Consider the following 25,605-nt stretch of genomic DNA (forward strand, 5'->3'; position numbering starts at 1 on the left):
CTCAGCACATCGAACACCCTCTGCGCAGTTGCCGCTAGCGTTGAACCTCCCTCCAAATATTCAGCAATTGCGCCTTGGATTCGCAGATCTCCTTTCGCCGCACACTCCAACAAGGAAGGACCCCGAGCATCACCATGAGGGAGTTCCTTAAAGAATCCCAGGTTCTTGACGGCCACTTAATCAACTTTCGATTCGATATGAATTCTTCACTCCGGGATGGGGGTGCACAGAACCTGTTGTCGCGACCACCCCACTCCGAACCTTGCACACCCGGACTATCTTCCACCACCCGGACTGAAGAGTGTCCACATATCTGCGGACCGGCTTATTTGGAATCGCGAAGGACCAACCCACAAACCACCCGAGGGGAAAACCCAAAGCGTATGCTGGGGGGCTAGGACGTTAACCCCCATTTTGTTTGCCAGGTTCTGAGCAAATGATCCGTCGGATGAACCGGTGGAACACGAGCACAGGCGAATATCGCCACCCGGATAGGAAGGATCACGTGACAGCCTGTTCGCAAGCCATCGATGGTCGTAATGTGGAGATCCTGAAATCGTGGGAGTCACCGAGTTCGGCGTTCCATGTATGACAACATCATGAAAACCTTCAAGCGGCTTCGTATTCGCATGAGAGATAGCGAACGGGTCGTCCGCTTTCATGTAATTGGTTCGCCCGCCGCAGTTGTGAACCAGGACTGGCGTGGCACCTGCGAGTACATAGTACGCGTGGATGCCCTGGATGGTGAGGTCGTGAGTGCGCTGTCGCTTGGTGTAGTGGGTGACCGCAGTGATCTGAACGTGGGTCCCGGCGCTTGTTCTGAGCCATTGACCTACCTGGAGATCGCCGGCTTGGATCCATTTCTTGAGCTCGGGGACCCAGAAGGGATGCGTGTCCGTAGCGATGATGCTGGACGGTCCATCGTCGGCAGCGATGGTGACGTCTGTGAAGGCTTTGTCGTCTTCGGTCGTTATAGTGTCTACGACCTTCTTTTTGACGGTTTTTCCGTTGGCTGTGTCGGTGGTTGTTACTGTGTCGCCGGCCTTGATGTCTTCGATGGCTCGGCGTGTGCCGTCGGCCAGGAGTACTCCGGTGCCAGGAAGGAAGCTGTGGCAGGCGCCCAGAATCTTGGCTGCGAAAGCGGTCGTTACTACGGTGCTGGCTGCTCCCCAGATGGCTCCGTTTGCCATGTCGCCGAATTGGCCGCTGGCGCTGTGGTCGGCGTCGTCGCTCATCCAGTTGTAGGTGAGTGCGCCCGCAGCGCCCGCGATGGCGCCACATCCTGCAGTTCCCGCGAGACTCGCGCCTCCTGTGAGGGGGGCGGAGCTGATGGTCGTGCCGTAGCACAGAGCACCGACGCCAATTTCCGTGGCCATGGAGATCACGGGGGCTTTGTAGGTGTCCCAGGTCCGCTGCAGCCCGCACTTTGACCAGAAGCTGCAGTTGTCCTCGGTACTTGCGGTCGTGGACCCCGTGGCGCCAGCAAACCCACCTCCACCGCCTCCACCGCCCGTGGTGCCGCCGTCGTCGGCGAGCTCACCGTTGGGCTTGAATGCCTTGTCCTCGGCATCCTTTCCGAACTTACCCGGGACGCAGTGCCCGTTACCGGTGGGGTCGTCGCACATGCCGGTGGGGTCGCTGCTGGTGGCGGGGTGCTGGTTGGCGTAGCTATAGCCGTTGAGTGACTGGGTTTGATCGAGGGTCATGACCGGGTCGACGCTGATGAACTGGCCGATGGTCGGGTCGTATTCGCGGGCGCCGATGTGGGTGAGGTTGGTGGTGGGGTCGATGTCGCCGCCGACGAAGCCTTTCTGGCCTGGCCAGAAGGCTGGTGCGGTGCCGCGGGGGCTGCCGTAGGGGAGGCTCTTGCGGCGGTTGGTGGTAAGGGTGGTGGCGCTGATGGAGAGTTGGTTGGTTCCGTGGTGGTCGGCGACGAGGATGCGGACCTTGTCGTCGCTGCTGGTGCGTACTGCGGAGCCGCCGGGGACGGTGTAGTAGCGGGTGCCGGCCAGTGTGCCTGCGGCTTTGGTCAGGACGAGTTCTTGGCCGCCGGGCAGGTAGAGGGTGGTCGCGGTGGGGTCGCGGCGCAGGAGTCGGGTGCCCTCGGTGTCGTAGAGGAAGCTGGTGGTGGCGCTGGAGATGGTGGAGGTGGCGAGTTTGCCTTCGTCGTTCCAGGCGAGGGTCTGGGTGGCGCCGCCGGCGGGGGTTTTGGTTTTGAGGTTGCCGGTGGCGTCGTAGGTGTAGGTGTCGGTGCCGGTGGTGCCGCCGGTGGCGGTCACCGAGCGCAGGCCGTGGGCCTGGGCGGCGCCGGTGGTGGTGGGGTAGGTGTAGGTGCGGGTGGTGTCCGCGGTGATGGGGCCGGCCTTGTGCTGGGTTTCCTTGGCGCGCTGTCCGGTGTCGGTGAAGGTCCAGCTGGTCCAGTACGGGTCGACCGTGCCCAGTGCGGGCGTGCCGGTTGCGTTGACCGGCTTGCTCACGCAGCCGTCTGCGGTGGTCCAGGCCTCGGTCATCCGGCGGGCCCAGTCGTAGGCGAAGCACTGGTCGTCGGCGATGGTGCCGTCGTTCTGGTCGTCGCGGATGCGGGTGACGTTTCCGGCCGGGTCGTAGGTGTAATTGGTGCTGGACAGGGTGGTCGGCGCGTTGGCTTCCCGGTCGACGATGGACTTGGCGAGTTGGTGGGTGACCGAGTCGTAGGTGTTCGTCTGGAATACCCGGCTGCCGCTGTTGCCGAGTTCGGCCTGGGCGAGTTCACCGAAGGGTGTGTAGGAGGCGCCGCGGAGGTAGACCTGGGACAGGGTGCCGTCGACGATGGCGAGCTGGTCCTGTGCGCCGTAATGGCTGGTGACGGTCTCCGCGGGCAGCGCGGTCGTCGCGTTGGTGTTGCCGGTGCTGTAAGCGGCGGAGGCCGGGAGGCCGTTGGCCGGCGTGGCGGTGGTGGCGATGGTGTAGGTGCCGGCGAGCTTCTCCTCGCCGGTCACCGACGGAATGGTGACCTTGGTGCCGGTGGGCTGCCCGGCGGTGTCGTAGCCGGTGACCGCGGTGGTGTAGGCAGCCCCTGCGGTGATAGTCGAGTCGAACCGGGTCGAGCTGGCCAGCAGGCCCTTGCCTGCCGGGGCGGTGTCATAGGTCCACTCGGCCAGCTTGGTGCCGGTGACGGAATCCTTGCGCAGGCTGGTCTTACGGCCCAGGACGTCATACGTGGTGGCCAGAGTGGTACCGCGGGCATCGGTGGATGTCTGGAGGCGTCCGTCGGTGCCGTAGGTGAGGGTGGTGGTGCCCTTGTCGGGATCAGTGGTCGTGGTCTGGCGACCGCGCAAGTCGTAGGCGTAGGTCCAGGTGCTGCGGCCTGACGGTTCGATCACCTTGGCCAGTTGTCCGGCCGTGTCGTAGCTACGCGTGGTCTTCTCGTACTGGGTGGCTGCGGCCCCGATGACGGGGGTGCGGTCCTTGTACTCGCGGTGCTCGGTCAGCCGGCCGCGGACATCGGTGATGTCCAGGGTGGCAGTGTCCCCCGCAGGCGGCACAACGGAGGCCCAGAAGGCGCCGTAGCTGGTGGTGGTGCGCCACTTCTCCACGTTGAGCGCGAGCTGGATCGATGCCGTGGTCCGGCCGCGGGTGTCGTACTGGAGGAGGGTGGCGGCCGGGACCTGGTTGTCCGTCACGACGAACGGCGTGGTGACGGCAGGCTGGCTGTTGTAGTAGCTGGCGTTGGAGCGGTACGCGCGGCCGTGGTCGTCGTAGAAGGTGTCGGTGATCACCCGGCCGGTGACGCCGATGGCGTCGGCCTGGGTCTGCCGCGGGCGCAGCAGGGAGTCGACCAGGGTGATGCTGGTGCCGAGGGTGCCGTCTTCGTACAGGGTCTTGCTGGTGACGGTGGAGGGGGCCGTTGAGGAGAGGGTGTAGGTGAAGGCGGCGTTCGGTGTGGTTGTGGTGTCCCGCCCGGCGCGCCAGCCCTTGACGAGGCGGCCGACAGCGTCGTACTGGCTGGTGGCTGTGCGTCCGTTGGCGTCGGTCGTCTTCAGCGTGAGGCCGCGCAGTCCGTCGAGGTCGGTGCTGGTGGCGTATCCCTTGGCGTCGGTGACGGTGATCTTGGTGGGCTGTGCGCCGGTGGTGGGGCTGTAGGCGGTGGTGGTGGTCTGCCCGTCTTGGCCCTTGGCCGTCAGCGGGCGGCCGTAGGTGTCGAACGTGGCTGCCTGAAGTGTGGTTTCCCACACCAGGTTGTCGCTGGCATCACGCTTGGCGGCCTGCTCGGTCTTGGTGATGTTGTCCTGGCCCGGCTTCGGTGCGACGCCGAGGGCCTGGCTGTCGTAGTAGGTGCGGGCCGAGGAGAGGACGGCTGCGTTGAGATACCCCGTGGCGCACGGGCTGTGGCTTGTCGTGGTGACGGTCTGCGGGTAGTTGATCAGCCAGTTGGTGGTGTCCGGAGTGACGTAGGAGGTGCGGGTGCACTTCGTTTCGGTCTGGCCGGCGCCGTCGTCACCTTCGGTGAGCAGCAGTCCGTAGGTGGTGTCGTAGGTGCGGGTCGTGGTCAGGGTCCGCCAGCTGGTGCCGTCGTCCAGGAGTGTTGCCGCTGCCTCGGTGACGGTGCCGGAGAAGCGGGCGGTTTTTGCGGGGAGGCTGGGTCCTGCGACGCCGGGCTTGTCCGGGTCGGTGATGCCGGTGACTGTCTGGGTCGCGGTGGCTGCGGATTCCCAGGGGGTGTAGGTGGTTTTGGCGACGATCTTGCCGCCGGTGCCGTCCTTGTCGTAGGTGCGTGACTGGGCGATCCGGCCTGCGAAGTCGTCCCTGTCGGTGATGCCGTTGATCTTCGCGACGGTGCGGGCGGTGCCGTTGGCGAGGGTGTCGCCGGCCATGCCGAGGAAGTAGGTGTTCTCGCTCTTGGTGCGGTTGCTGCCGCCCACGTAGGTGCGCACGGTGCCGTAGCCGCGGAAGTCGGACCATGTGCGCTGCTTGTCGAGCGTGAACTCGCCGGTGTCGCGGCGCCAGTTAGGGCCGTCCGCGTACTCGTAGGTGGTGACCTTGGAGCCGGATCCGGTTCCGAAGGTGGTGTCGTCCTCCACCACCTGAGTGACCACGTACTTGTGCCACCAGTCCTTGACCGGGTCTATCGCGCCCTCGGGTGTCCACCATGAGGGGTAGCAGCGCTTGGTGTTGGTGTCGGCGCTGGGCAGGGTGGCCGTCGTGCATTCGGCGGGGCTGTAGGTGACCAGGGTCTGGCCGCCGGTCTCGTTGGTGATCTTCGTCAGACGGCGCTTGAACAGCGGTGGACGGCCCTCGGCGGCGTCCACCCGGTTGGCACGCGTTTCACCGGTGAAGGTTGTCTTCGGCAGGAGTACATCGGCGAGGGCGCCGGCCTGAGCGGTGCGCTGGATGGAGTCCAGCCAGAGTGCGGGCGAGGAGGTGTCACCCGTGTTGGGGAACGACTGGGCCAGGGACCATGTGTCCACCGGAGTCATGGTGGTGCCGGACAGCGCGTAGGTATTAATCGCGGTCAGGCGCTTCTTGGTCCAGAACGAGGGGCCGAACTGCACGCAGGTGCCGGTGGACGCGCAGTCCAGGTCGACGGGGGTGTCCGGCCAGTTGGTGGCGTGGTCCGCGTCAAATGTGCAGTCGGTCAGGCAGCGGTCCTTCGACGTGAAGGTGATCCGCGCGCCCGGGTTGGCCGTGCTGTAGACGGCGCCGTCCCTCAGCCCGTAGTCGATCTTGGTGAGGTATCCGCCGCGGATGTACGGCTTGGGGGTGTCGGCCTTGGCGTTCTGCGCGTAGTAGCCGGTTTCCTTCGTGTAATACATGGCCATCGCATTGCCGTGCGGGTCCACGACGTAGTCGAGGTTCCAGCGCCAGCCCTGCGTCTCGGCCGAGGAGGCGAAGTCCGCGTCGTGGCCGGGTTCGCCCGTGTGGTTGCCGTAGACCGGGACGGTGAACACGGAGTTCGTCTCCGCCTTGCCGGTTTCCCAGCCGGGCAGGTGGTTCTTTCCGAACCAGTACTGGGTGCCGTCCTGCGTGGTGACCTTCCAGTACTCGAAGTCGTCATCGCCGGAGTTGTTGTCGGAGCTGTCGTAGACCCGCTCCACGCGGGAACCGTCGTCGCCCTTCAGCTTCCACGTGTTGCTACCTGCGTAGACGAGCTGGTTGGACGAGCCGTTCAGGGAGAGCGTGGCATTCTCCGACTTCCAGCACAGATCACCGACCTTGCTGGTGTTGTTGCCGCCCTCCTTGTCGTTCTCGCAGGAGGCGTACGAGCGCTCGATGAATCCGGGCGAGTACTCCCAGCCCTCACCGATCCACGAGCTCTGGTTGTTCGTCGAGGCCGTGCGGCCGTCCACGGACGAGGAGTTGTACGACAGCGCCACCTTCGGGGCGAGGCCGCCGGGTACCGCCGGTGCGTCCAGCGGCACGTTCCAGGCGAACCCGCCGGAGTTCCCGCCCGCAGACCACGACCCGGACGGGGACAGCGAGGTGGCCTTGAACGAGCCCTCGCTGCCTGTCGCCTCGGAGGTCGCCGCCAGCACCGTCATCGCGCCCTCACCGGACGCCGATGCGGCAGGGGCAGCCGAGAGAGTAACCCGCGCGCTCAGGGTGCTGGCGGTGGCGTCGTTGTCGGTAGCCAGCGGTTTGGCGGTGCGGCAGGCCGGCTTGGCCGGGGTGGTCACTGCGCAGGCGGGCAGCTGGACCAGGCGCAGCCGGGAGGACCAGCCCGCGCCATAGGCGTCGCGAATGCCGGCATAGTCGACCTCGACCCGCACCCCGCCTGACGTGCGCTCACCGTCCAGGCGCTGCACCTTCAGCAAAAGCCCCTCGACGCCGGCGCGCCGGGCCGCGGCACGGTCCAGAAGCGTCACGTCGAGCTTGCCGGGGGCGGCACCGGTCAGGGTCTTGCTTGCGGCCACGGGACTCACCGCCACCGGCAGGTTCCCAGCACGCCGCTTGCCGCCGGCGGTCTTCCCGGCCGCGGTCAAGTCCACGGCCGCGTGGCCGGGCTCCGGCCACGCGACGGAGGCTGGCTTCCACGCCTTCGCCGGGGCGGGCCGGGACGCAGTGGCACCCGTCTTGAAGTCGCTGCCATCCACCGACGCGGTCTTCGGCACAGGCCTCTGCTCGAAGGTGCCTTCTGCCGCAACGGCTGGTATCGACAGGAGAGATAGCAGCAGAGCGGCGCTCGTACTCCCCACGATCGCAACCCTCGCCCGGCTAGATCCGGATCGACGGAAGCGTCTGGAGGCCAGCAAAGAACGCAGGCCGCGCTGCTGCATAAGAGATCCCCACCCCTAGAAATCACACATGATCGGCAGGCGAATACAACTGCATCACAGGATCGGCACACAACCCCCGTCGGGTAAAGAGTTTCCCTCTACACGCAACGACAAGCATTGAGACCCTCCCAAAGCAACCGCCTTAGTCACATGTGGCGTTGACCCGTGATTTTGCGGGTGATCATGGTTTGAACATGGGCAGACTCGGGCAATCACCCGCTTCTTGTCGGACTACCTCCCACTATTCATATGCGGGACTGGCCGAGGCGTTCGCGTCGCCTATTCTTCGGATCCGCAGCGCCGGATAACCGGCGCTCGGTCCAGACAGGAAGCACCGCATGAGACAACCCAGAAGACCGCGGTTCGGTTTGCAAAGACGGAATTTCGCCATCCTCCTTTCCCTTTCCCTGCCCTTGGCAACCGCCATAACTCTCGCGGCACCGGACCGGTCAAGTGCCAAGGAAACTCAAGACAGTTCGGACCAGCACGTGGCCGCCGCGGAGTCCAGGGCGTTCGCCCTCGCAGCATCATCAGGCGAGCGGGTGGAGATCCTGGACCAGCGCGAGGAGGCAGTGGAGGTCTACGCCAACCCGGACGGCACCACCACGCGGCGCATCTACAGCACTCCGGTGTGGACGCGGTACGACCGGGTCTGGCAGAAGGCCGACGCGACCATGGTGCGCCATGACGACGGAACGGTCGGGCCGGCCGCACCCGTCTTCGCCATGGCGTTCTCGGGCGGCGGCAACGGCCCGTTGGCCACCATGACCAAGAACAACGCTTCGCTTGGCCTGAGTTGGCCCACCGCACTGCCCGAGCCGGTACTCGACGGCGACAGCGCTCTGTACGAGTCGGTGCTTCCGGATGTTGATCTCAAGATCACTGCCGAGGTCGACGGGTTCTCCGAACACCTCATCGTCAAAACCGCCGCGGCAGCGTCCAACCCTGCACTGGCCTCCATCGACCTGGGCATCAGCTCACAGGGTGTAACCCTCGAAAGCGACGCCGACGGCAACCTGCTCGCCAAGGACGCCACCGGCAGCGTCCTCTTCAGCGCACCGAAGCCAAAGATGTGGGAACAGCCCACCACTGCCCTCGACGGCCACGCCCCTGCCGCGAGAAGAGCGACTGTCGAGGAGGAGACTCCTTCTCCCAGCACGGCACCGGTCGCGGTCGACCTTTCCGGCTCCACCCTGACCCTGAACCCCGACCCTGCACTGCTCGCTGCCGCAGATCAGTTCCCCCTGATCATCGACCCCAACTTCGGCGACGGGAACCGCACCAAGTGGGCGGTGGTGTATTCGGCTGAACCCGGCGGCACCTTCGTCAACGGGGCCGGCTGGAACTCAAGCAACCCGGCTGACGAGCCACGCGTGGGCTACAACGGCACCGGCAAAACCCGCTCGTTCTTCCAGATGAACACCCACGGACTGGAAGGATCCGACATCCAGGACGTCACCTTCGCCGTGCGCGAGACCCACTCCTGGGGCTGCGACGCCTCAGCAGCCGGACCCACCGAACTGTGGGCCACCAACTCCCTTGACAACGCGCCGTCCTGGACCAACAGCAGCGGCTGGTGGGTCGACTACCTCGCCGAGAAGTCCTTCGCCCACGGTAACGCCACCTACTGTCCCGGAGTGAAGGGCGAGGACTACAAGAGCGCCGCACTGACCGCCAAGATCCAGGAAGCCGCCACCAAGGGCTGGACCAACGTCACCCTGGGCCTCAAAGCAGACGCCTCCTACGAAGGCAGCAACGACAGCTACAAGCGCTTCGAGAACGACCCCGTACTCGAGGTCAAGTACAACTACAAGCCCGAAGTCAAGACGCATGCCGCCTACGAAGGCGAGTACGTGGAGGGCGGAGACGGCAACAAGGCCGTGCCCTGCGGCGGCCTCATAGGCAGCAGCCAACTAGCCATGACTGCCAAGCTGTTCGACAAGGACGGCGGGACACTCACTCCGCACTTCTCCGTCACCACCAGCACCGGCACATCCATCCCCGTCAAGCAGGACACCAAGGTGAGCAGCGGGCAATCCGCCGACGCTCACACAGCCAACCCCCTGACCAGCGGAAGCTACAAGTGGAAGGTCTACGCAACGGACGACGAGGGCACCAACAGCCCTACCACCGCCGAGTGCGCGTTCACCGTTGACTCCACCGGCCCGGCCGGCGCAGTAGACCTCGCCATCAACAACAAGCCCATGCCCGATCCGACTCTCAAGGTCCAGGCACGCACCACGGCACAGCTCAAGCTCCACCACGACGCAACAGACCTGGCAGGCTTCTGCGTTGCAGTCGAGAAGGTACTCTCCGTCTCCAGCACCCGCTGCAACGGCAACCAATGGGTCCCGGTCGGCAGTGACGAACACACCGCCACCACCACCATCACTCCAACCGGATACCCCGAAAGCATCATCACCGTGGTGGCGTACGACAAGGCCGGCAACCACTCCCCCCTGGACGACACCTCGGTCACCACGCTGGGAACCGGTCCCTCCGACTTCGTCTACGCCCCTGGCACGAACCCTGGAACTCCCCACTACCACAAGCACGACCTCGAAGGCGACCTGAACGGAGACGGCTACGCCGACCTTCTCGCCACAGACACCGACGCCAAGCTCCTCTTCTACGCCGGCGACGGCAGCGGCAAGGTCGCCTCTGCCAAGAACGCCGGAACCGGCGGCTGGCGGGACTCGCTGGTCGCACACGGCGGCGACTACCGGGGCTCCAACAGTAAGACCGCCTCACCTGACGGCTACGAGGACACCATCGCCCGGCTCAGCGACGGCAAGCTCTACCTCTACAGCGGTGACGGCATGGGCAGCCCCCTGTATCGGTACCGGAACGAGCTCACACACCCCAACGTCGACAGCGGCACCGACTGGACCCGCACACTGCAGATCGTCACCAACGGCGACATCGACCAGAACATAGCTGTCGACGCCGACGGAACGAGGCATGCCGGCGGCGGCGACCTGATCACTGTCGAGTGCATCACCGACCTCGATAAGAATGGCTCCTGCGTTTTTGCCTCCCTGTGGCTCTACAGCGGCATCACCACCGTCGACGGAACGGCCGACCAAACGAGACCTTTCGACTTCATCGACGAGGACTCCGACCCCACCACGCCGCTCAACGGTCCACGAAGGATTGGCAACCTTACCCGGTGGCAGAACATGGACATCCTCGCTGTCGGCGACCAGAACGACGACGGCATCCAGGACATCATCGCCCGTAACTCCGACAGCTACGAGCTCATCCTCTACCCCGGGCAACTCACCAGCCACGGCTACGACCTGGGCAACCCAACTACCTACGGCACCGGCGGCTGGAGCCAGACCAGCCGGCCCGCCCTGGCCGCCCATGGCAACGCGGAAGGCACAGTAACCTCAAAGACCTTCGACGACGGCGAAATAATCCCCTACCGCGAGTTCCAGCCCAAGGCAAACCAGGAGTATGGGGACATCTGGGCGACCACCGCTGCAGACGCGGACAAAATAATCAAGTATGACAAGGATGACGGCACCCCGGGCACCACAACCTGCCCGTCCGGATGCCTGCTGTTCTACCCAGGCGGCAAGACCACCCACAGCCAACCCCGCCTCGTCGGCGCCGCTGGCTGGAACACCATCCCAGCCCTCCACTAACCCATAGCTGTCATGTGGCAGGGACGACGGGCCACGCCAAGCACCTGCCGCATGACAGCAACATGACTCCAGCCAGTGCAGCGACGCCACCACGGATACCTCCCGACGGGAGTAATCGGCCACGTTCAGCGGCACAAAACGCCAGCCCATGCGACCAGCCCCGCAGGAAGCACGGGCTGTCTGACGCGGTGGGCGCGAGGCCGGCGGTGCTGGACGGGGAGATCGTCGCCCCCGACGCCGACGGCCGCCTCGACTTCGGGCGTCTGCAGGCCCGCATGGGCGTGGCGGGCGCCCCCGGCACGGCCGCGCTGCGCGTCCCCGTCCATCTGGTCCTCTTCGACGTGCTGCTTCTCGACGGCCGGGACCTCACCGGCCTGCCGAGGACCCGGCGACGCCAGGCCCTGACCGGACTCGGTCTGGACGGCCCGGCCTGGTCGGTGCCCGCAGCCGTCGTCGATCACGCCCGGAGCGCACTGGACGCAACCCGCGAGGCAGGACTGGAGGGGATCATCGCCAAACGCCTCGACTCACGCTACCGACCCGGCGCCCGGTCCCCCGACTGGATCAAGATCAAGAACGTGCGGACCGAAGACGTGAGTAAGGGGCCCATCGGCAGGTAAAGCCACAGGTGAAGCCGCGGATAGGGGGCAGACGAGTCGGGCTGTACGCCGGGTTCTGTCACCCGGGCGCCTCGCGGCGGCCGGGGAGACGGCCATCCATCTAGGACCGGCATTGCTGCCGGCCTCGTGCGGTCTACCCGCGAACTCGGGCGGGCCGCCCTCGAACGTTCGCGCAGGGCCGTCGTGCGACGGCCCCTCTTGACCTTGCTCCGGGTGGGGTTTACCTAGCCGCCTGAGTCACCTCAGGCGCTGGTGGTCTCTTACACCACCGTTTCACCCTTACCCGGGATCGGAATCCCGGGCGGTCTGTTCTCTGTGGCACTGTCCCGCGGGTCACCCCGGGTGGCCGTTAGCCATCACCCTGCCCTGTGGAGCCCGGACGTTCCTCGGGAGGGTCCGAAGATCCTCACGCGGCCGTCCGCCCGGCTCGTCTGCCGTGGGCCCATCGTACCGGTCAGATGAAGGCGTCGGTCCGCAGGTCGAGCGCGAAGGGGGCCGGGAGGTGGATCTCCTTGCCGAAGGGGATCGTGCAGTGCTGGCGGTAGTCGTCGTCGCCCGGGTCGCTGAACAGGGTGACCGAGGACTGCTCCCGGTCGACCAGCAGGTAGAGGGGGATGGGGCCCCGGGCGTAGCAGTGCCGTTTCGCGGTGCGGTCGGGCTCCGGCTTCGAGGACGTGACCTCGACCACCAGCGCGACGCCCTCGCAGGGCATCCACGGGTCGGCGCCCCGGTAGAGGCGCAGTGCGGAGGGGGCGAAGGTGCCGTCGGGGATGGCGTGGTTCTTGGGGCAGCCTCCACCACTGCGGAGCTTCAGGCCCTTGTTTCCGGAGAACTGCATCTTGGTGCGGGACCGGGTGATCACCTGCTCCAGAATCAGGCCGATGTAGTCCTCATGGTCCCCGTCCGGCGGCGGCGTCAGCACGATGTCCCCCTCGATCAGCTCGGCACGGAAGCCTTCGGGTGGGTCCAGCGCCAGGAAGCCCTCGAGCAGGACATCCGCCTGCGGGAGCGGCTCGTGCGGCATGGCAGGCATGTCGTGCCCCTTCCTCGGTCCCGGTCGTTCGCCAGGATGGGGCACGGGCGGGTCCGCCGCCCGTGGGTAGAGGAGGCGTTCCCTCGATCGGGGGGGGTGGGACCGGGACCCGTCAGAGGCCGACCGGACCCGTCCGGGCGAAGGCGTCGATGCCCGCGTGCCAGGCCGCGGTGACGGTGGCGTCCGTGGGGAAGCGGCCGTTGAGTTCCATGGTGACCATGCCGTGGGCGAAGGCCCAGGCCGCCCGGGCGCGGGCCTCGTCGCCGGAGAGGGCGCGCAGGAGCGGGGCGGCGGCGCGTGCTTCCAGGTCGCGCGGGAGGGGGCGGGCGGTGATGAGGCGGTAGAGGTGGGGGTGGACCAGGGCGTGGGTGCGGTACGCGGTGGCCAGGGCGGGGAACGAGCCGGGGGACGCCTGCTCGGCCCCTTCCAGGACGTCCGCGATCTCCCGGAGCATCGCGTCGGCCAGGGCGTCCACCACGGCCGACTTGTCCGGGAAGTACTTGTAGAGGGAGGGCGCGGTGACGCCCATGGTCCCGGCGACACGGCGCATCGTGAGCGCGGCTGGCCCCTCCCGTTCCAGGAGTTCGCGCGCGGCGGCCAGGATCCGGTGGCGGCGGTCGCCGGCCGGTGCGGCGGACGCCTCGTCGTGGTCGGGCACGGCGGCCTCCTCCGGGTCTCGGGTACGGGGTGCGGGCCGGGGCGGCCGAAGGCGCGATCGTACGAGACGCGGGGCCGCGTCCCTGGGAGCGGGGGGCGGCTCGGGCGCTTGACCTTGTCGCGGCGTCAAGGTTTTTACTGGTCCCATGCGCATCGGAGAGATCGCCGCACTCGTCGGGCTCACCCCCCGGGCCGTACGCCACTACCACCGCATCGGGCTGCTGGCGGAGCCGGCCCGCCGGGCCAACGGCTACCGCTCCTACACCGTCCGCGACGCCGTGGCCCTGGCCCGCGTCCGCCGGCTCAGCGAGCTGGGGCTCCGCCTCGACGAGGTGCGGGAGGCCCTGGCCGGGGACGCCGGGCGGCCGCTCGGGGAGGTGCTGGCGGAGCTGGACGACGATCTCGCGCGGCAGCAACGGGAGATCGGCGAGCGCCGGGCGCGGCTGGCGGAGCTGCGGGCGGGGGTCGCCGCCGGGGCGGGGCCCGTCTCCCCCGCGCTCGCCGGGCTGCTCGCCGCCGGGCCCGTCACCGGGTCCCCCGCCGCCGCCCGGGACCGTGAGCATCTGGAGCTGCTGGACACGGCCACAGCGGACAGCGGGGTGTTCTCCGCGCTGCGTGCCCTGGCCGACGATCCGGCCGTGCTCGCGCTGTACGGGGAGCTGGACGCGCTCGAATCGGCGCCTGTGGACGATCCCCGGATCGGGCCCCTGGCCGCGCGGATCACCGCGCTCGTGCCGGAGGAACTGCTGGCCACCCTCCCGGAGGGCGGACCGGAGCCGACCGGCGTCGGGGAGGCCCTGTTGGCGGACTATCCGCCGGCGCAGGCCGAGGTGGTGCGCCGGGTCATGGCGGCGCTGGTGGCGCGGGTGGAGGCGCGGAGACGGGCGGGAAAGGGGGACCGGCGATGACCTGGGTACGGGGAGCACGGATCGCGGCGGGGGCGCTGCTGCCCGCCGAACTGGCGGTCGTGGTCTGCCTGGTGGCCGGGGTACGGGTTCCGGTGGCCGTGGTGGCGGGGGTGGAGGGGCTGCTGCTCGCCGTCCTCGTGCTGGAGGCGGTGGTCCTGGCGCGGCTGGTGCGGGCAGGGCGCCGGGCGGGAGCGGGGTGGCGGGAGGCGGTGGCCGGGGCGGTGCGGAGCGTCGTACCGGTGGTGGTGCGCCGGCTGGTCGTGCACGAGCTGCGGGCGCTGCACAGCCTCGGGCTGTGGGTGCTGCGCCGCCGCCACGCCGTACCGGGGACGGCCCTCGCCGTCCCGTACACCGGGCCGCAGACCGCGATGATGTACGGCTTCCTCTTCGTCTCCGTGGTGGAGACCGTGATGCTGGCGCTGCTGGTCCCGTGGCCGGTGGTCCACCGGATCCTGCTGGTCGTGGACGTCTACGGGGTGGTGCTGGTGCTCGCGCTGCACGCCGCCTGTGTGACCCGGCCGCATGTGGTGGAGGCGGACGGCGGGCTCCGTCTGCGGTACGGGGCGCTGTTCGATCTGCGCGTCCCGGCCGCCTCGGTCGCCGCCGCGCGGGTCGACCGGCGCTTTCCCGGGGGCCGGTCGGTGGCCCTGGGGGCGGACGGGGCGCTGGACGTCGCGGTCGGCGGGCAGACGACGGTGACGGTCGAACTGACCGGACCGCTCGGGTTCGTGCGCCCCCTCGGCGGGCGGGGGACGGCGGGCGCGGTCCGCTTCCACGCGGACGATCCGCGCGCGGTCGTGGCCGCGCTCACGCGAGGGCGTACGCGGGCGTAGTCCATCGGCCACGACTGACCCGACGTCGGGGCCGCGCTCACGCGGGGGCCAACGCGGCAGCGGCGCTTCCGTCACGGCTGTCCCGCCGTCGTGGCCCGCGCTCACGCCAGAGCGAACGCGGCAGCGGCCCTTCGGCCACGACTGACCGGACGTCGGCCCGCGTTCACGCGGGGGCGAAGAGCACCTTCGACGCGCCGGGGTCCGCCTGCGTGAGTCGGACCCGCAGCCGGCGGCCGAGCGGCAGCGGGGCGGAGCCGCCCTCGATCCGGGCGACGACGGCCGGTTCGTCGATGTGGACGGTCCCCACGGACGGGTCGTTCTCCTTGACGTCGACCACGTACGCGTCGAAGACCGTGCCGACCCGGTCCTTGAGCAGGGCCGCCTCGACGAGGTCCACGCACGCGCGTTCCACCGTGTTGGCGCGGCCGGTCCCCTCAGCCATCTCCTTGGGCAGTCGGGGCAGCGCGGACAGGACCCACTCCGGCGGATCGCTCCCGGCGGCCGTGGCGAGGCAGAGTTCGGCCGCGTACCGGTCCACGAGCCGGCGCAGCGGGGCCGTGCAGTGGGTGTACAGGTCGGCGACGGCGGCGTGCACGGCGGGGTCCGGCAGTTCGCCGTGGTCGAAGACCGTGTATCCGGCGCCGCGCAGCAGGGTGGTGCACTCCTGGAGGAACGCCGCGTCGCTGGTCCGCTCGGGGTCGAGGGAGCGGACGACCTCCGCGTACGGCATGTGGTGCGGCCAGTCCACGTGCAGGGCCTCGGCCGAGCGGCGCAGCCGGGCGACCGCCCCGTCCGGGGCGACGGGCAGGGTGCGCAGGATGCCCGTGCCCGAGTCCCTCATCAGCCGGGCCGCCGCCATGCCGGTGAGCAGGGAGATCTGGGCGTTCCAGGCATCGGCGGGGAGCGGGGCGCGGTACTCCAGTCCGTACCCTCCGTCGCGCGCGACGATCTCCTGCTCGGGCACGTCGAGCGAGATGCCGCCCCGGGCGATCTCCTGTTCCTCGCGCAGGGTGCCGATGTCCCGCAGCAGTGCCAGCGGCTCCTCGGCGGCCCCGCTGTCGATCATCCGCTGCACTCCGGCGTAGTCCAGCCTGGCGCGGCTGCGGACGAGCGCCCGGCGCACCCGGGTGGCGACGGCGGCGCCCTCGGCGTCGAGGTCGATCTCCCAGAGCACGGCGGGGCGCGTCCCGCCGGGCAGCAGGCTCGCCGCGCCCTCGGAGAGCCGCTCGGGGTGGAGCGGCACCCTGCCGTCGGGGAAGTAGAGGGTGTTCACCCGGCGGTGGGCCTCGGCGTCGAGCGCGCCGCCGGGACGGACGAAGGCGGCGACGTCCGCGATGGCGTAGTGCACGCGGTAGCCGTGCGCCCTGCGGGCCAGATGCATCGCCTGGTCGAGATCGCGCGAGCCGGGCGGATCGATGGTGAGGAACGGCAGGTCCGTGGCGTCCGCGTGCCCGGAGACCACCGGGGCCCGCGCCGCCTCCTCCGCCTCCGCGAGCACCTCGGCGGGAAAGCCCTCGGGGAGCGCGAGTTCGGTCCGCAGCGCGCGCAGGGCCGTGCCCAGCGGGGTGTCGGCTGCGCCGGTCATGTGTAGATGGCGGCGGGGCATGGACCGAGCGTATGACCGGGCCGGACGGGCGGCATCCCGGGTGGGACCTCCACCGGGGCCCCGTACGCCGGCGCGACGGGTTCGGGGGCCGGGGGCCCGTCCCCGTACGCTGGCGCGAGGGGTTTCGCGCCCCGTTCCGTGCGTACGAAGGAGAACCACCGTGCTCGTGCTGTTGCCGCCCTCCGAAGGAAAGGCCGCCTCGGGGCGCGGGGCACCGCTGAAGATCGAGTCGCTGTCGCTGCCCGGTCTGACCGGGGCGCGCACCGCCGTGCTGGACGCGTTGGTGGAGCTGTGCGCGGCGGACGAGGAGAAGGCGCGCGCGGTGCTGGGGCTCAGCGAAGGGCTGCGCGGCGAGATCGCGAAGAACGTGGAGCTGCGGACGGCGGGGACGCGTCCGGCCGGGGAGATCTACACCGGTGTGCTGTACGACGCGCTGGACCTGGCCTCCCTGGACGCGGCGGCCCGGCGCCGGGCGCGGGCGTCGCTGCTGGTGTTCTCCGGGCTGTGGGGCGCGGTGCGGGTGGGCGACCGGATTCCCTCGTACCGCTGCTCGATGGGGGTGAAGCTGCCGGGGACCGGTGCCCTGGGGGCGTTCTGGCGGGCGCCGATGGCCGAGGTGATGCCGGAGGCCGCCGGGGACGGACTGGTGCTGGATCTGCGCTCGTCCGCGTACACGGCGGCGTGGAAGCCGAAGGGTGCGGTGGCCGAGCGCACGGCGAGCGTGCGGGTCCTCCACTCCCAGATCGTCGACGGGGTCGAGAAACGGTCGGTGGTCAGCCATTTCAACAAGGCGACCAAGGGCCGGATCGTCCGGGATCTGCTGGTGGCCGGGGCCCGTCCGAAGGACCCGGCGGAACTGGTGGAGGCCCTGCGGGACCTCGGCTACGCGGTGGAAGCGGAGGCTCCCGCGCGGTCCGGGCGGCCCTGGGAGCTCGATGTCGTGGTGACCGAGATCCACTGACCGGATCCGGCGGTCGGAAGCGGAGACCGAACCGGCGGCCGGGCGGAACCTGAGATCGGAAGCGGCCCCAGGAGTCGGCCCGGGAAGAACCAGCCCCGCCCTATTGCAGCATGCGCAACGCTCGTTGCGCATCATGTCGCCCACGGGCAGGATGGCGGCATGACCTCCTCCGTGCTGGACCTCGCCCCCGTCGTACCCGTGGTCGTCCTGGAGGACGCCGCCGACGCGGTGCCGCTCGCCCGCGCCCTGGTGGCGGGCGGCCTCCCGGCGATCGAGGTGACGCTGCGCACCCCCGCCGCCCTGGACGCGATCCGGGCGATCTCCGAGGGCGTCCCGGACGCGGTGGTCGGCGCGGGCACGGTGATCGCGCCGCGCCAGGTCGCCGACACCGCTGCCGCGGGCGCCCGCTTCCTGGTGAGCCCGGGGTGGACGGACACCCTGCTGGACGCGATGAAGGCATCGGGGCTGCCGTTCCTGCCGGGCGTCTCCACGACGTCCGAGGTGGTCGCGCTGCTGGAGCGCGGGGTCACCGAGATGAAGTTCTTCCCGGCCGAGGCGGCGGGCGGCACCGCCTATCTGAAGGCCCTGTCGGCACCGCTCCCCCAGGCCCGGTTCTGCCCGACCGGCGGGATCTCCCTCGCCTCCGCCCCGCGCTATCTGGCCCTGCCGAACGTCGGCTGCGTGGGCGGCAGCTGGATGGTGCCCGGCGACGCCGTGGCGGCCCGGGACTGGTCCCGCGTGGAGAAGCTGGCCGCCGAGGCGGCGGCGCTGCGCGGCTGAGCGGGGCGTGCTCCGGGCTTCGGAGCGCCGGGCTCCGGAGCCGCTTCTCGGCGGCGCCGGAGCGGGCGCGGGTTCGCTCGCGCGCCCCGGTCGGCGCCCCCGCGCGGCCGAAAACCGGCGCCCGCGACGGGCGGCCGAAAAGCGACGGGCGCGAGCCCTTCCGCGAACCTCGCAGGCATGCTTCCCGGCAACCGGGGGCACGAGACCTTTCGAGGACGTGACCCGGACTCCCGGGACACCCGGGTTCCGCCGGACAATCCCCCGGCCCGGCGGAACCGCCCCGGCCCCATCGGCCTTCCCCCCGCCGATGGGGCCGGATGCCGTCCCGGCCCCGTCCACCGGACCGGGCCCGTGCCGCTACCGCAGGTGCGAGGTGTCGTTCAGCAGCCGTACGGAGGCGTTGCCGTCCGCGTAGTACGCCACGGCCGACACCGAGGCCGCCGAGAGCTCCATGCGGAACAGCGACTCCGGGGGCGCGCCCAAGGCCAGCCGGACCAGGGTCTTGATCGGCGTGACATGGGTGACCAGCAGGACCGTGCGGCCCGCGTACCGGGTCACCAGGCGGTCGCGGGTGGCGGCGACGCGGCGGGCGACCTCCGCGAAGCTCTCGCCTCCCCCGGTCGGGGCGGCCTTCGCCGAGCCGAGCCAGGCGTCCAGGTCCTCCCCGTACCGCTCCCTGACCTCGGCGAACGTCAGGCCCTCCCAGGCCCCGAAGTCCGTCTCGCGCAGCCCGTCCTCGATCCGGACCTCCAGCCCCAGCCGGGCCGCGACCGCGCCCGCCGTCTCCCGGCAGCGCCGCAGCGGGGAGCAGACGATCTCCTGCACCGTGCCGCGCGCGGCGAACGCCTCGGCGGCCCGCCGGGCCTGCTCGCGGCCCGCCGCCGACAGCTCCGGGTCCGTGCCGCCGCTGCCGGAGAACCGCTTCTGCGGCGTCAGCGCCGTCTCACCGTGGCGCAGCAGCACGAAGGTGGCGGGCGCGCCGAGGTCGGGGGCCGATCCCCAGCCGACCTGCGGGGTGGCCGTGGCGGAGGGGGCCGTGGAGGCCGAAGAGGCAGAGGAGGCCGAGGGTGCCGCCGGCGTCCCCGTCCCCGGGCGGTTCAGCGCCGCCCTGGCGCGGGCCGCGCCGGCCGCCGCGTCGCCGGGCGGGCCCGAGACCGGTGGCAGGGCGGCGGCCACCGAGTCCCTCCGGGTGTCGAGGGCGGCGGTCGAGGCGGACGGCTCCCACTGCTCGCCCCGGCGGCCCGCGTCCATGGCCTCGTTGGCGAGCCGGTCCGCGTGCTTGTTCCTCTCGCGCGGGATCCACTCGTAGGTGACGGCGGACGGCGGAAGGATCCGGGCCGCCTCGGCGGCCAGCGGCTTCATGTCCGGGTGCTTGATCTTCCAGCGGCCCGACATCTGCTCGACCACGAGCTTGGAGTCCATCCGCACGCGGACGCGCGGACCGCCGTCCGGGTCGCCCTCGGGCACCAGGGCCGCTGCGGCGCGGAGCCCGGCGATGAGTCCCTTGTACTCGGCGACGTTGTTCGTCGCGACGCCGATGTACTCGGCGGCCTCGGCCAGGGTCTCCCCGGTCTCCGCGTCGATGACGACCGCGCCGTAGCCGGCGGGGCCCGGGTTGCCCCGGGAGCCGCCGTCGGCCTCGACGACGAACCGGCGCGGCCCGCCCACTACAGCCCCGAGTCGGCGGTGCGGACCAGGATGCGGCGGCAGTTCTCGCAGCGGAGCACGGCGTCGGGGGCGGCGGCCTTCACCTCGTTGACCTCGGTGATGTTGAGCTCCAGCCGGCAGCCCTCGCAACGGCGCTGGTAGAGGCGGGCGGCGCCCACCCCGCCCTGCTGGGCGCGGAGCTTGTCGTACAGCTTGAGCAGGTCGGCGGGGACGGAGGCGGCGACGACCTCGCGCTCCTTGGCGACCGTGGCGGCCTCCTCGTCCAGCTCGCGGGTGGCGGTGTCCCGGCGCCCGGTCGCGTCGTCGACCTTGGTCTGCACGGCGGCGACGCGGTCGGTCAGCTCGGTGACGCGCTCCTGAACGGACTCGCGGCGCTCCATGACTTCGAGGACGACGTCCTCCAGGTCGCCCTGGCGCTTGGCGAGGGAGACGATCTCGCGCTGGAGGCTCTCCAGGTCCTTGGGCGAGGTGACCGCTCCGGAGTCCAGCCGCTGCTGGTCGCGGGCGGCGCGCTGGCGCACCTGGTCGACGTCCTGCTCCGCCTTGGTCTGCTCGCGGGCGGTGTCGCTCTCCTCGGTGGTGGCGGCGACCAGGAGATCGCGGAGCTGGGCGAGGTCGGCGGTCAGCGAGTCGATCTCGGCGTGCTCGGGCAGGGAGGACCTGCGGTGCGCGAGCTGGGTGAGGCGCTGGTCGAGGGCCTGGACGTCGAGGAGTCGGATCTGGTCGGCGGGCGCGGCGTTCAGTTGGGGGCTCCAGAAGAGTGGTGGGTGGTCCAGGGGTCGGTGACCTGCTTCGAGACATGGACCCGCAGGTCCCATCCGTGGCGGTCGGAGATCGCGTCGAGTTGCGCCGCGGCCTGCTCGCACCACGGCCATTCGGTGGCCCAGTGCGCGGCGTCGACGAGGCCGAGCGGCGAGTGCTGGATGGCCTCGGAGGCCGGGTGGTGTCGCAGGTCCGCGGTGAGGAAGGCGTCCACGCCCGCCGCCCGGACCGCGTCGAAGAGGCTGTCCCCGGAGCCGCCGCTCACCGCGACCGTGCGCACCACGGCCTCCGGGTCGCCGGCCAGCCGGATGCCCTGGGCGGTGGCGGGCAGCCGGGCGGCGGCGCGGGCGGCGAAGGCGGCCAGGGTCTCGGGGTGGTCGAGCACACAGATCCGGCCGAGGCCGCGGCGGCCCGCCGGATCGGTGGGGTCCGGGACGAGGGGGCGGTCGACGCGCAGGTCGAGGGCGCCGGCCAGGGCGTCGGAGACGCCGGGGTCCGCGGTGTCGGCGTTGGTGTGCGCCACGTGCAGGGCGATGTCGTGCTTGATCAGGGTGTGCACGACCCGGCCCTTGAAGGTGCCGGCCGCGACCGTCGTCGTGCCGCGCAGATAGAGCGGGTGGTGGGTGACGATCAGCTGCGCGCCGAGCTCCACCGCCTCGTCGGCGATCTCGCGCACGGGGTCGACGGCGAAGAGCACCCGGCGCACCTCGGCGTCCGGATCGCCGCAGACCGTGCCGACCGCGTCCCATCCTTCGGCCCGCTCGGGCGGCCACAGGGCGTCGAGCTCGGCGATGACTTCAGACAGACGGGGCACGGAGGAAAGGCTACCTGTCCTCCGTGCCCCGCGGTCCCGGGCCGCCGGACCCGCGGGGGCGGGACGGCGGCCGGTCATGAATCGTTACGTCGGCGTCCGCGTGCGGCCGTCACTTCACCAGGTCGGCGCGCAGGTCGTCGAGGACCAGGTTGGCGGCCGTGACGCCGAGGCCGAGGTACCAGGTCTCGTCGGAGACGTTCTTGGCGCGGCCCTCCTTGACGGCGGTGAGGTTCTTCCACAGCGGGTTGGCCTGGGTGGTGTCCCGCTTGGTGGCCTTCACGGGGCCGTAGACGCCGGTGAAGATCCAGTCGGCGTCCGCCTCGTCGATCCTCTCCGGGCTGATCTCCGCGGCCAGATCGTTGATCTGCTGGTTCTTGGGCCGCGGCAGTCCGGCGTCGTCGAGGATGGTGCCGATGAAGGAGGCCTTGGCGTAGAGGCGGATCTTGTCCGGCAGGTAGCGGACCATGGAGATGGTCGGCTTCTTCGGGCCGATGTCCTCGCCGAGCTTCTTGGCGTTCGCCTCGTAGGCGCCGAGCTGCGACTTCGCCTTGGCGGTCTTGTCGAGCGCGGCGGCGTTGAGGAGGTAGTTCTCCTTCCAGGTGAAGCCCGGACGGATGGAGAACACCGTCGGCGCGATCTTGGACAGCTCGTCGTACTTGTCCGCGGCGCGCAGCTGGCTGCCGAGGATCAGGTCGGGCTTGAGCCCGGCGATGGCCTCGAGGTTGAGGTTGTTGATGGTGCCGACGTTCTTGGGGTCGCCCGCGTCCTTCTTCAGGTACGACGGGATCGCCGCGTCGCCCTCGGAGGGGGCGTAGCCGACCGGCTTCACGCCCAGCGAGACGACGTTGTCGAACTCGCCGACGTCCAGCACGACGACGCGCTTGGGGGCGGCCTTCAGCTCGGTCTTGCCCATCGCGTGGGTGATGGTGCGCGGAAACGTGCCGGCCGGGGCGTCCGTGCCGTACGCCGCGGTCTTCGCCGCCGCGTCGCCGAAGTCCTTGCCGCCGGTGGCGACCGAGGCCTTCTTGTCGGCGTCGGACTTCGCCGAGCCGTCGGAGCCGCCGTCGTCGCTCCCGCAGGCGGAGAGGGACAGGGCGGCCGCTACGGCCAGACCGACTGCGGCGGTGCCGCGGCGTCGAAGGGACATCACTTGCTCCAGTCGAGGGTCACACAGGCAATGCTTAGGAATGCCTAACCTTAGGCGGTCCCCCCGGGGCAAGCACAACCACCCCCACCTCTTCAGGCGAATCCGGGCATCGCCACCCTTATGTGTGAAGTGGTGTGGCTCGTGTTGTTCGGCTGGAAGTGCGAAAACTAGCTTCGGTTGCCGGAGGTGATGAGTCGATGACTGCCTGTGCCATCGAGGACGAGGTCGCCGAGGCGGTCGGAACGGCCACCGCGGACGGGCCGGAGCCCGGTGCGCCCGGGACGGCCGAGGACACCGCGGAACCGGCCGGGGAGACCGCGGAGCCCGCCGGGGACGCGGCGGGCCCCGTCCCGGGCGCAGCGCAGGACGCCGCCACGCTCCCCGCGCCCCCGCCACCCGTCCCCGCCGAAACGGTCCGCCCCGCCTTCGTGCTCACCGCCGGCGGTGCCTACGGCGCCCGGCTCACGGCGGCGCGGCCGGAGTCCGGTGGTGAGCCCGCCTGGTTCGCCGAGCGGTGGACGCTCGACGGCCCGGAGCCGTACGCGGTGCCGCTGCCGCTGGACCAGCCCGAGGAGCCGGACTCGCAGGTGCTGCCGCTCGCCGACGGCCGGGTGCTGATCCACCGCCGGGTCGCCGGCCACCGGGCGTTCTCGCTGCTCTACCCGACCGGGCCGGGCACCGGTGAACTCCCGCTGGGCGTCGTGGAATGCGAGGAGCTGACGCTGCTGCCGCCCTCGCCCGACGGCGTCGGCGCGTACGCCCTGGCCTCCGGTCCGTACTCCACGGCGCTCTGGCGGATCACGGGCGGGGCCGGGGGCCCCGAGCACCTGGCGGATCTGCCGGGGCGCTGCACGGGCGGGGTCTGGCTGGACCGGGCGGGCCGGATGCTGGCCCTGGACCGGGAGCCGGCCGGCGGCGGGCCGGTCAAGGCGGTCGCGGTGGATCTGGACCGGGGTGCCGAGATGACCCCGCTGCTCCAGATCGCTCCGGAGAGCAACGACCGGCTGCTGCTGGCCGATCCGGACAGCGGGCTGCTGCTGATCCGCTCCGACGCGCCGGGCCACGACCGGATCGGCTGGGGCGTGCTGGGCAGTTGCCTGCCCGTGCGCTTCCCGGAGTGCCTGCGGCTGCCGGACGCCGCCGTGACGCCGTTCGCCGTGCAGCCGGGGCAGGCGCTGATGCCGGAGAGCTGCGCGGTGGCCCTGCGGATCGACGGGGCGGCGGGCACCTGGCTGGGCGTCTGGCGCCCCTCCGGCCGCCGCCTCCACCACCTCCCGGCACCCTTCGGATGGTTGGCCGGCAGCGGGGTCTGGTCGGCCGACGGCGTCCTCGCCCTGCCGTACGCGGACGGGGAGACGGACTGCGCGGTGGCGCTGCTCGACGCCCCCTGCGACGAGGCCCCGGGCGGCCCGGCCGGGGGTGCCGGAAACGGTACGCAACCCTCCGCCGCCGGGACGGGTCTCACGGTGTGCCGACCCGTGCCACTGGGGCAGGCGCCCCTGGTGGGACGCATGGGTCGCACTGAAGTGCCGCTCCAGGAAATCGGTCTAAGGTGAGGCCGGGGATCTTGCGCAACCGCGCGTCGCGGTCGCCGACGGTGACCGGGTGCGCGGGGGCGTGCCGGCCCCCGTGACACACGCAGGCAAGCAACCACAACGGGGTGACTTCCCACATGTCTGAGGCGCGAACCGACACGACCCAGACGCGTCCGCCGGGGGCGGACGCACCGCGGGCCGGAGCCGGCGGTTCCGGAAAGCACCGAGGGGGTGTGGCCGTGGACGACGCGGCTGTGCAGCCGCTCGGACGCCACCGCCGCCCCTCCGAGGGTGGTGACAGGGCGGCCTGACCGCCCGCGAGACGCGACGAGGGGAGACGGAGGGCCCCCGCATCCGGCACCGGATGCGGGGGCCCTCCTCTGTCGCGGGTGCTCCCCGTCCCGGGTCAGCCCCGTTTGAGTCCCAGCACCTCGGCCGCCGCGAACGTCCGGTTCGGCGGCTGCTCCGCGTAGTACGGGGAGAGCAGCTCGTCCAGTTCCTCGAAGGAGAAGGTCTCCTTCGCGGCGTCGAACTTGGCGGCCACCCTGGGCCGTTCGACGACGGCGACCATGCCGCCGTGCACCACGAGCAGCTGCCCGTTGACCCGGGCGGCGGCCGGTGAGGCCAGATAGCCGACGAGCGGCGAGACGTGTTCGGGGGCGAGCGCGTCGAGCCGCCCGTCCTGCGGCACCTCGAAGCCCGCGAAGACGTCCTCCGTCATCCGGGTCCGGGCGCGCGGGCAGATCGCGTTGGCGGTGACGCCGTACTTCGCCAGGGCCAGTGCGGTGGAGGTGGTCAGGCCGACGATGCCGCCCTTGGCCGCCGCGTAGTTGGGCTGGCCCGCCGAACCGGCCAGGAACGCCTCGGACGAGGTGTTGACGATCCGTCCGTAGACCGGCCCGCCGGCCTCCTTGGAGCGGGTGCGCCAGTGGGCGGCGGCGAAGTGCGTGGTGTTGAAGTGGCCCTTGAGGTGGACCCGTACGACCGAGTCCCATTCGTCCTCGGTCATCGAGAAGATCATCCGGTCGCGCAGGATGCCCGCGTTGTTGACCAGGATGTCGAGCTTGCCGTACGTGGTGACGGCCAGGTCGACCAGGGCGCGGGCCTGGGCGTGGTCGGCGACGTCGCCGAGGTGCGCGACGGCACGGCCGCCCGCCGCGCGGATCTCCTCGGCGACCTCCTCCGCCGGGGTGGCGGACGCCTCGCCCGAGCCGTCGCGGCCCGGCTGCCCGTAGTCGTTGACGACGACGGCCGCGCCGAGCCGGGCCAGTTCCAGCGCCTCGGCCCGGCCGAGACCGCGGCCGGCTCCGGTGACGATCGCGGACAGTCCGTCCAGGGGAAGTGACATCGGATCCGGGGTTCCTCTCGGGTGGGGGCG

General features: G+C 70.4%; 16 protein-coding genes and 1 other RNA gene. 7 read left to right on the plus strand and 10 right to left on the minus strand.

Annotated elements, in window-relative coordinates:
• Nucleotides 1–275: 275 nt before the first annotated feature.
• On the minus strand, nt 276–7,088 hold the full coding sequence (locus tag ACWCXC_RS20845; RefSeq protein WP_450890162.1) for a polymorphic toxin-type HINT domain-containing protein: 6,813 nt from the start codon (nt 7,086–7,088) through the stop codon (nt 276–278).
• A gap of 653 nt (nt 7,089–7,741) precedes the next feature.
• On the opposite strand from ACWCXC_RS20845, the gene ACWCXC_RS20850 reads away from it, so the two are divergent.
• Both ACWCXC_RS20850 and ACWCXC_RS20855 read left to right on the plus strand, forming a co-directional pair.
• Nucleotides 7,742–10,903 carry an FG-GAP repeat domain-containing protein gene (locus ACWCXC_RS20850; RefSeq protein ID WP_450890163.1) on the plus strand — a complete coding sequence of 1,054 codons (3,162 nt, stop codon included), beginning with the start codon at nt 7,742–7,744 and terminating at the stop codon, nt 10,901–10,903.
• Between the two features lie 188 nt (nt 10,904–11,091).
• Nucleotides 11,092–11,523 carry an ATP-dependent DNA ligase gene (locus ACWCXC_RS20855; protein WP_450890164.1) on the plus strand — a complete coding sequence of 144 codons (432 nt, stop codon included), beginning with the start codon at nt 11,092–11,094 and terminating at the stop codon, nt 11,521–11,523.
• 28 nt (nt 11,524–11,551) lie between these two features.
• Here ACWCXC_RS20855 and rnpB read toward each other — a convergent pair.
• The 3 genes from rnpB to ACWCXC_RS20870 form a co-directional block, all read right to left on the minus strand.
• An RNA gene (gene rnpB / locus ACWCXC_RS20860) (RNase P RNA component class A) lies at nt 11,552–11,953 on the minus strand.
• A gap of 24 nt (nt 11,954–11,977) precedes the next feature.
• Nucleotides 11,978–12,547, minus strand: coding sequence for a Uma2 family endonuclease (locus ACWCXC_RS20865; protein WP_450890218.1), 570 nt, complete (start codon nt 12,545–12,547; stop codon nt 11,978–11,980).
• Between the two features lie 121 nt (nt 12,548–12,668).
• Nucleotides 12,669–13,214: a TetR/AcrR family transcriptional regulator gene (locus ACWCXC_RS20870; protein WP_450890165.1), complete on the minus strand. Its 546-nt coding sequence runs from the start codon at nt 13,212–13,214 to the stop codon at nt 12,669–12,671.
• 145 nt (nt 13,215–13,359) lie between these two features.
• Here ACWCXC_RS20870 and ACWCXC_RS20875 point away from each other — a divergent pair, with 145 nt between their 5' ends.
• Nucleotides 13,360–14,121: a MerR family transcriptional regulator gene (locus tag ACWCXC_RS20875; protein ID WP_450890166.1), complete on the plus strand. Its 762-nt coding sequence runs from the start codon at nt 13,360–13,362 to the stop codon at nt 14,119–14,121.
• Nucleotides 14,118–14,954, plus strand: a complete 837-nt coding sequence (locus ACWCXC_RS20880) for a hypothetical protein (RefSeq protein ID WP_450890167.1) — start codon at nt 14,118–14,120, stop codon at nt 14,952–14,954. Before ACWCXC_RS20875 ends, ACWCXC_RS20880 begins: the two co-directional genes overlap by 4 nt.
• Nucleotides 14,955–15,117: 163 nt before the next feature.
• Here the strand turns inward: ACWCXC_RS20880 and ACWCXC_RS20885 are convergent, their stop codons facing one another.
• Entirely contained in the window at nt 15,118–16,539 is a 1,422-nt protein-coding gene (locus ACWCXC_RS20885; protein WP_450890168.1) for an RNB domain-containing ribonuclease, read from the minus strand.
• Nucleotides 16,540–16,720: 181 nt separating this feature from the next.
• On the opposite strand from ACWCXC_RS20885, the gene yaaA reads away from it, so the two are divergent.
• Nucleotides 16,721–17,521 carry a peroxide stress protein YaaA gene (yaaA, locus tag ACWCXC_RS20890; protein WP_450890169.1) on the plus strand — a complete coding sequence of 267 codons (801 nt, stop codon included), beginning with the start codon at nt 16,721–16,723 and terminating at the stop codon, nt 17,519–17,521.
• A gap of 159 nt (nt 17,522–17,680) precedes the next feature.
• Nucleotides 17,681–18,301 (plus strand): bifunctional 4-hydroxy-2-oxoglutarate aldolase/2-dehydro-3-deoxy-phosphogluconate aldolase, encoded by a 621-nt coding sequence (eda, locus tag ACWCXC_RS20895; protein ID WP_450890170.1) that lies wholly within the window; start codon nt 17,681–17,683, stop codon nt 18,299–18,301.
• A 357-nt stretch (nt 18,302–18,658) separates the two neighbouring features.
• On the opposite strand, the gene ACWCXC_RS20900 is transcribed toward eda, so the two are convergent.
• From ACWCXC_RS20900 to ACWCXC_RS20915, 4 genes are all read right to left on the minus strand, one after another.
• On the minus strand, nt 18,659–19,969 hold the full coding sequence (locus ACWCXC_RS20900) for a bifunctional RNase H/acid phosphatase (RefSeq protein WP_450890171.1): 1,311 nt from the start codon (nt 19,967–19,969) through the stop codon (nt 18,659–18,661).
• Entirely contained in the window at nt 19,969–20,712 is a 744-nt protein-coding gene (locus ACWCXC_RS20905) for a zinc ribbon domain-containing protein (RefSeq protein WP_450890219.1), read from the minus strand. The genes ACWCXC_RS20900 and ACWCXC_RS20905 overlap by 1 nt, the downstream gene beginning before the upstream one ends.
• Nucleotides 20,709–21,545, minus strand: coding sequence for a Nif3-like dinuclear metal center hexameric protein (locus ACWCXC_RS20910; RefSeq protein WP_450890172.1), 837 nt, complete (start codon nt 21,543–21,545; stop codon nt 20,709–20,711). The genes ACWCXC_RS20905 and ACWCXC_RS20910 overlap by 4 nt, the downstream gene beginning before the upstream one ends.
• 109 nt (nt 21,546–21,654) lie before the next feature.
• The gene (locus ACWCXC_RS20915; RefSeq protein WP_450685519.1) at nt 21,655–22,692 is read right to left on the minus strand and encodes an ABC transporter substrate-binding protein; all 1,038 of its coding nucleotides are present in this window, start codon (nt 22,690–22,692) and stop codon (nt 21,655–21,657) included.
• Nucleotides 22,693–22,889: 197 nt separating this feature from the next.
• Between ACWCXC_RS20915 and ACWCXC_RS20920 the strand changes: the two genes are divergently transcribed.
• A complete protein-coding gene (locus ACWCXC_RS20920) occupies nt 22,890–24,248 on the plus strand; it encodes a hypothetical protein (protein ID WP_450890173.1) in 1,359 nt (452 codons plus the stop codon).
• 385 nt (nt 24,249–24,633) lie between these two features.
• Here the strand turns inward: ACWCXC_RS20920 and ACWCXC_RS20925 are convergent, their stop codons facing one another.
• Nucleotides 24,634–25,575, minus strand: coding sequence for a 3-oxoacyl-ACP reductase (locus ACWCXC_RS20925; protein ID WP_450685517.1), 942 nt, complete (start codon nt 25,573–25,575; stop codon nt 24,634–24,636).
• Between the last annotated feature and the right edge of the window lie 30 nt (nt 25,576–25,605).

The organism is Streptomyces sp. NPDC001515, assembly GCF_053597115.1.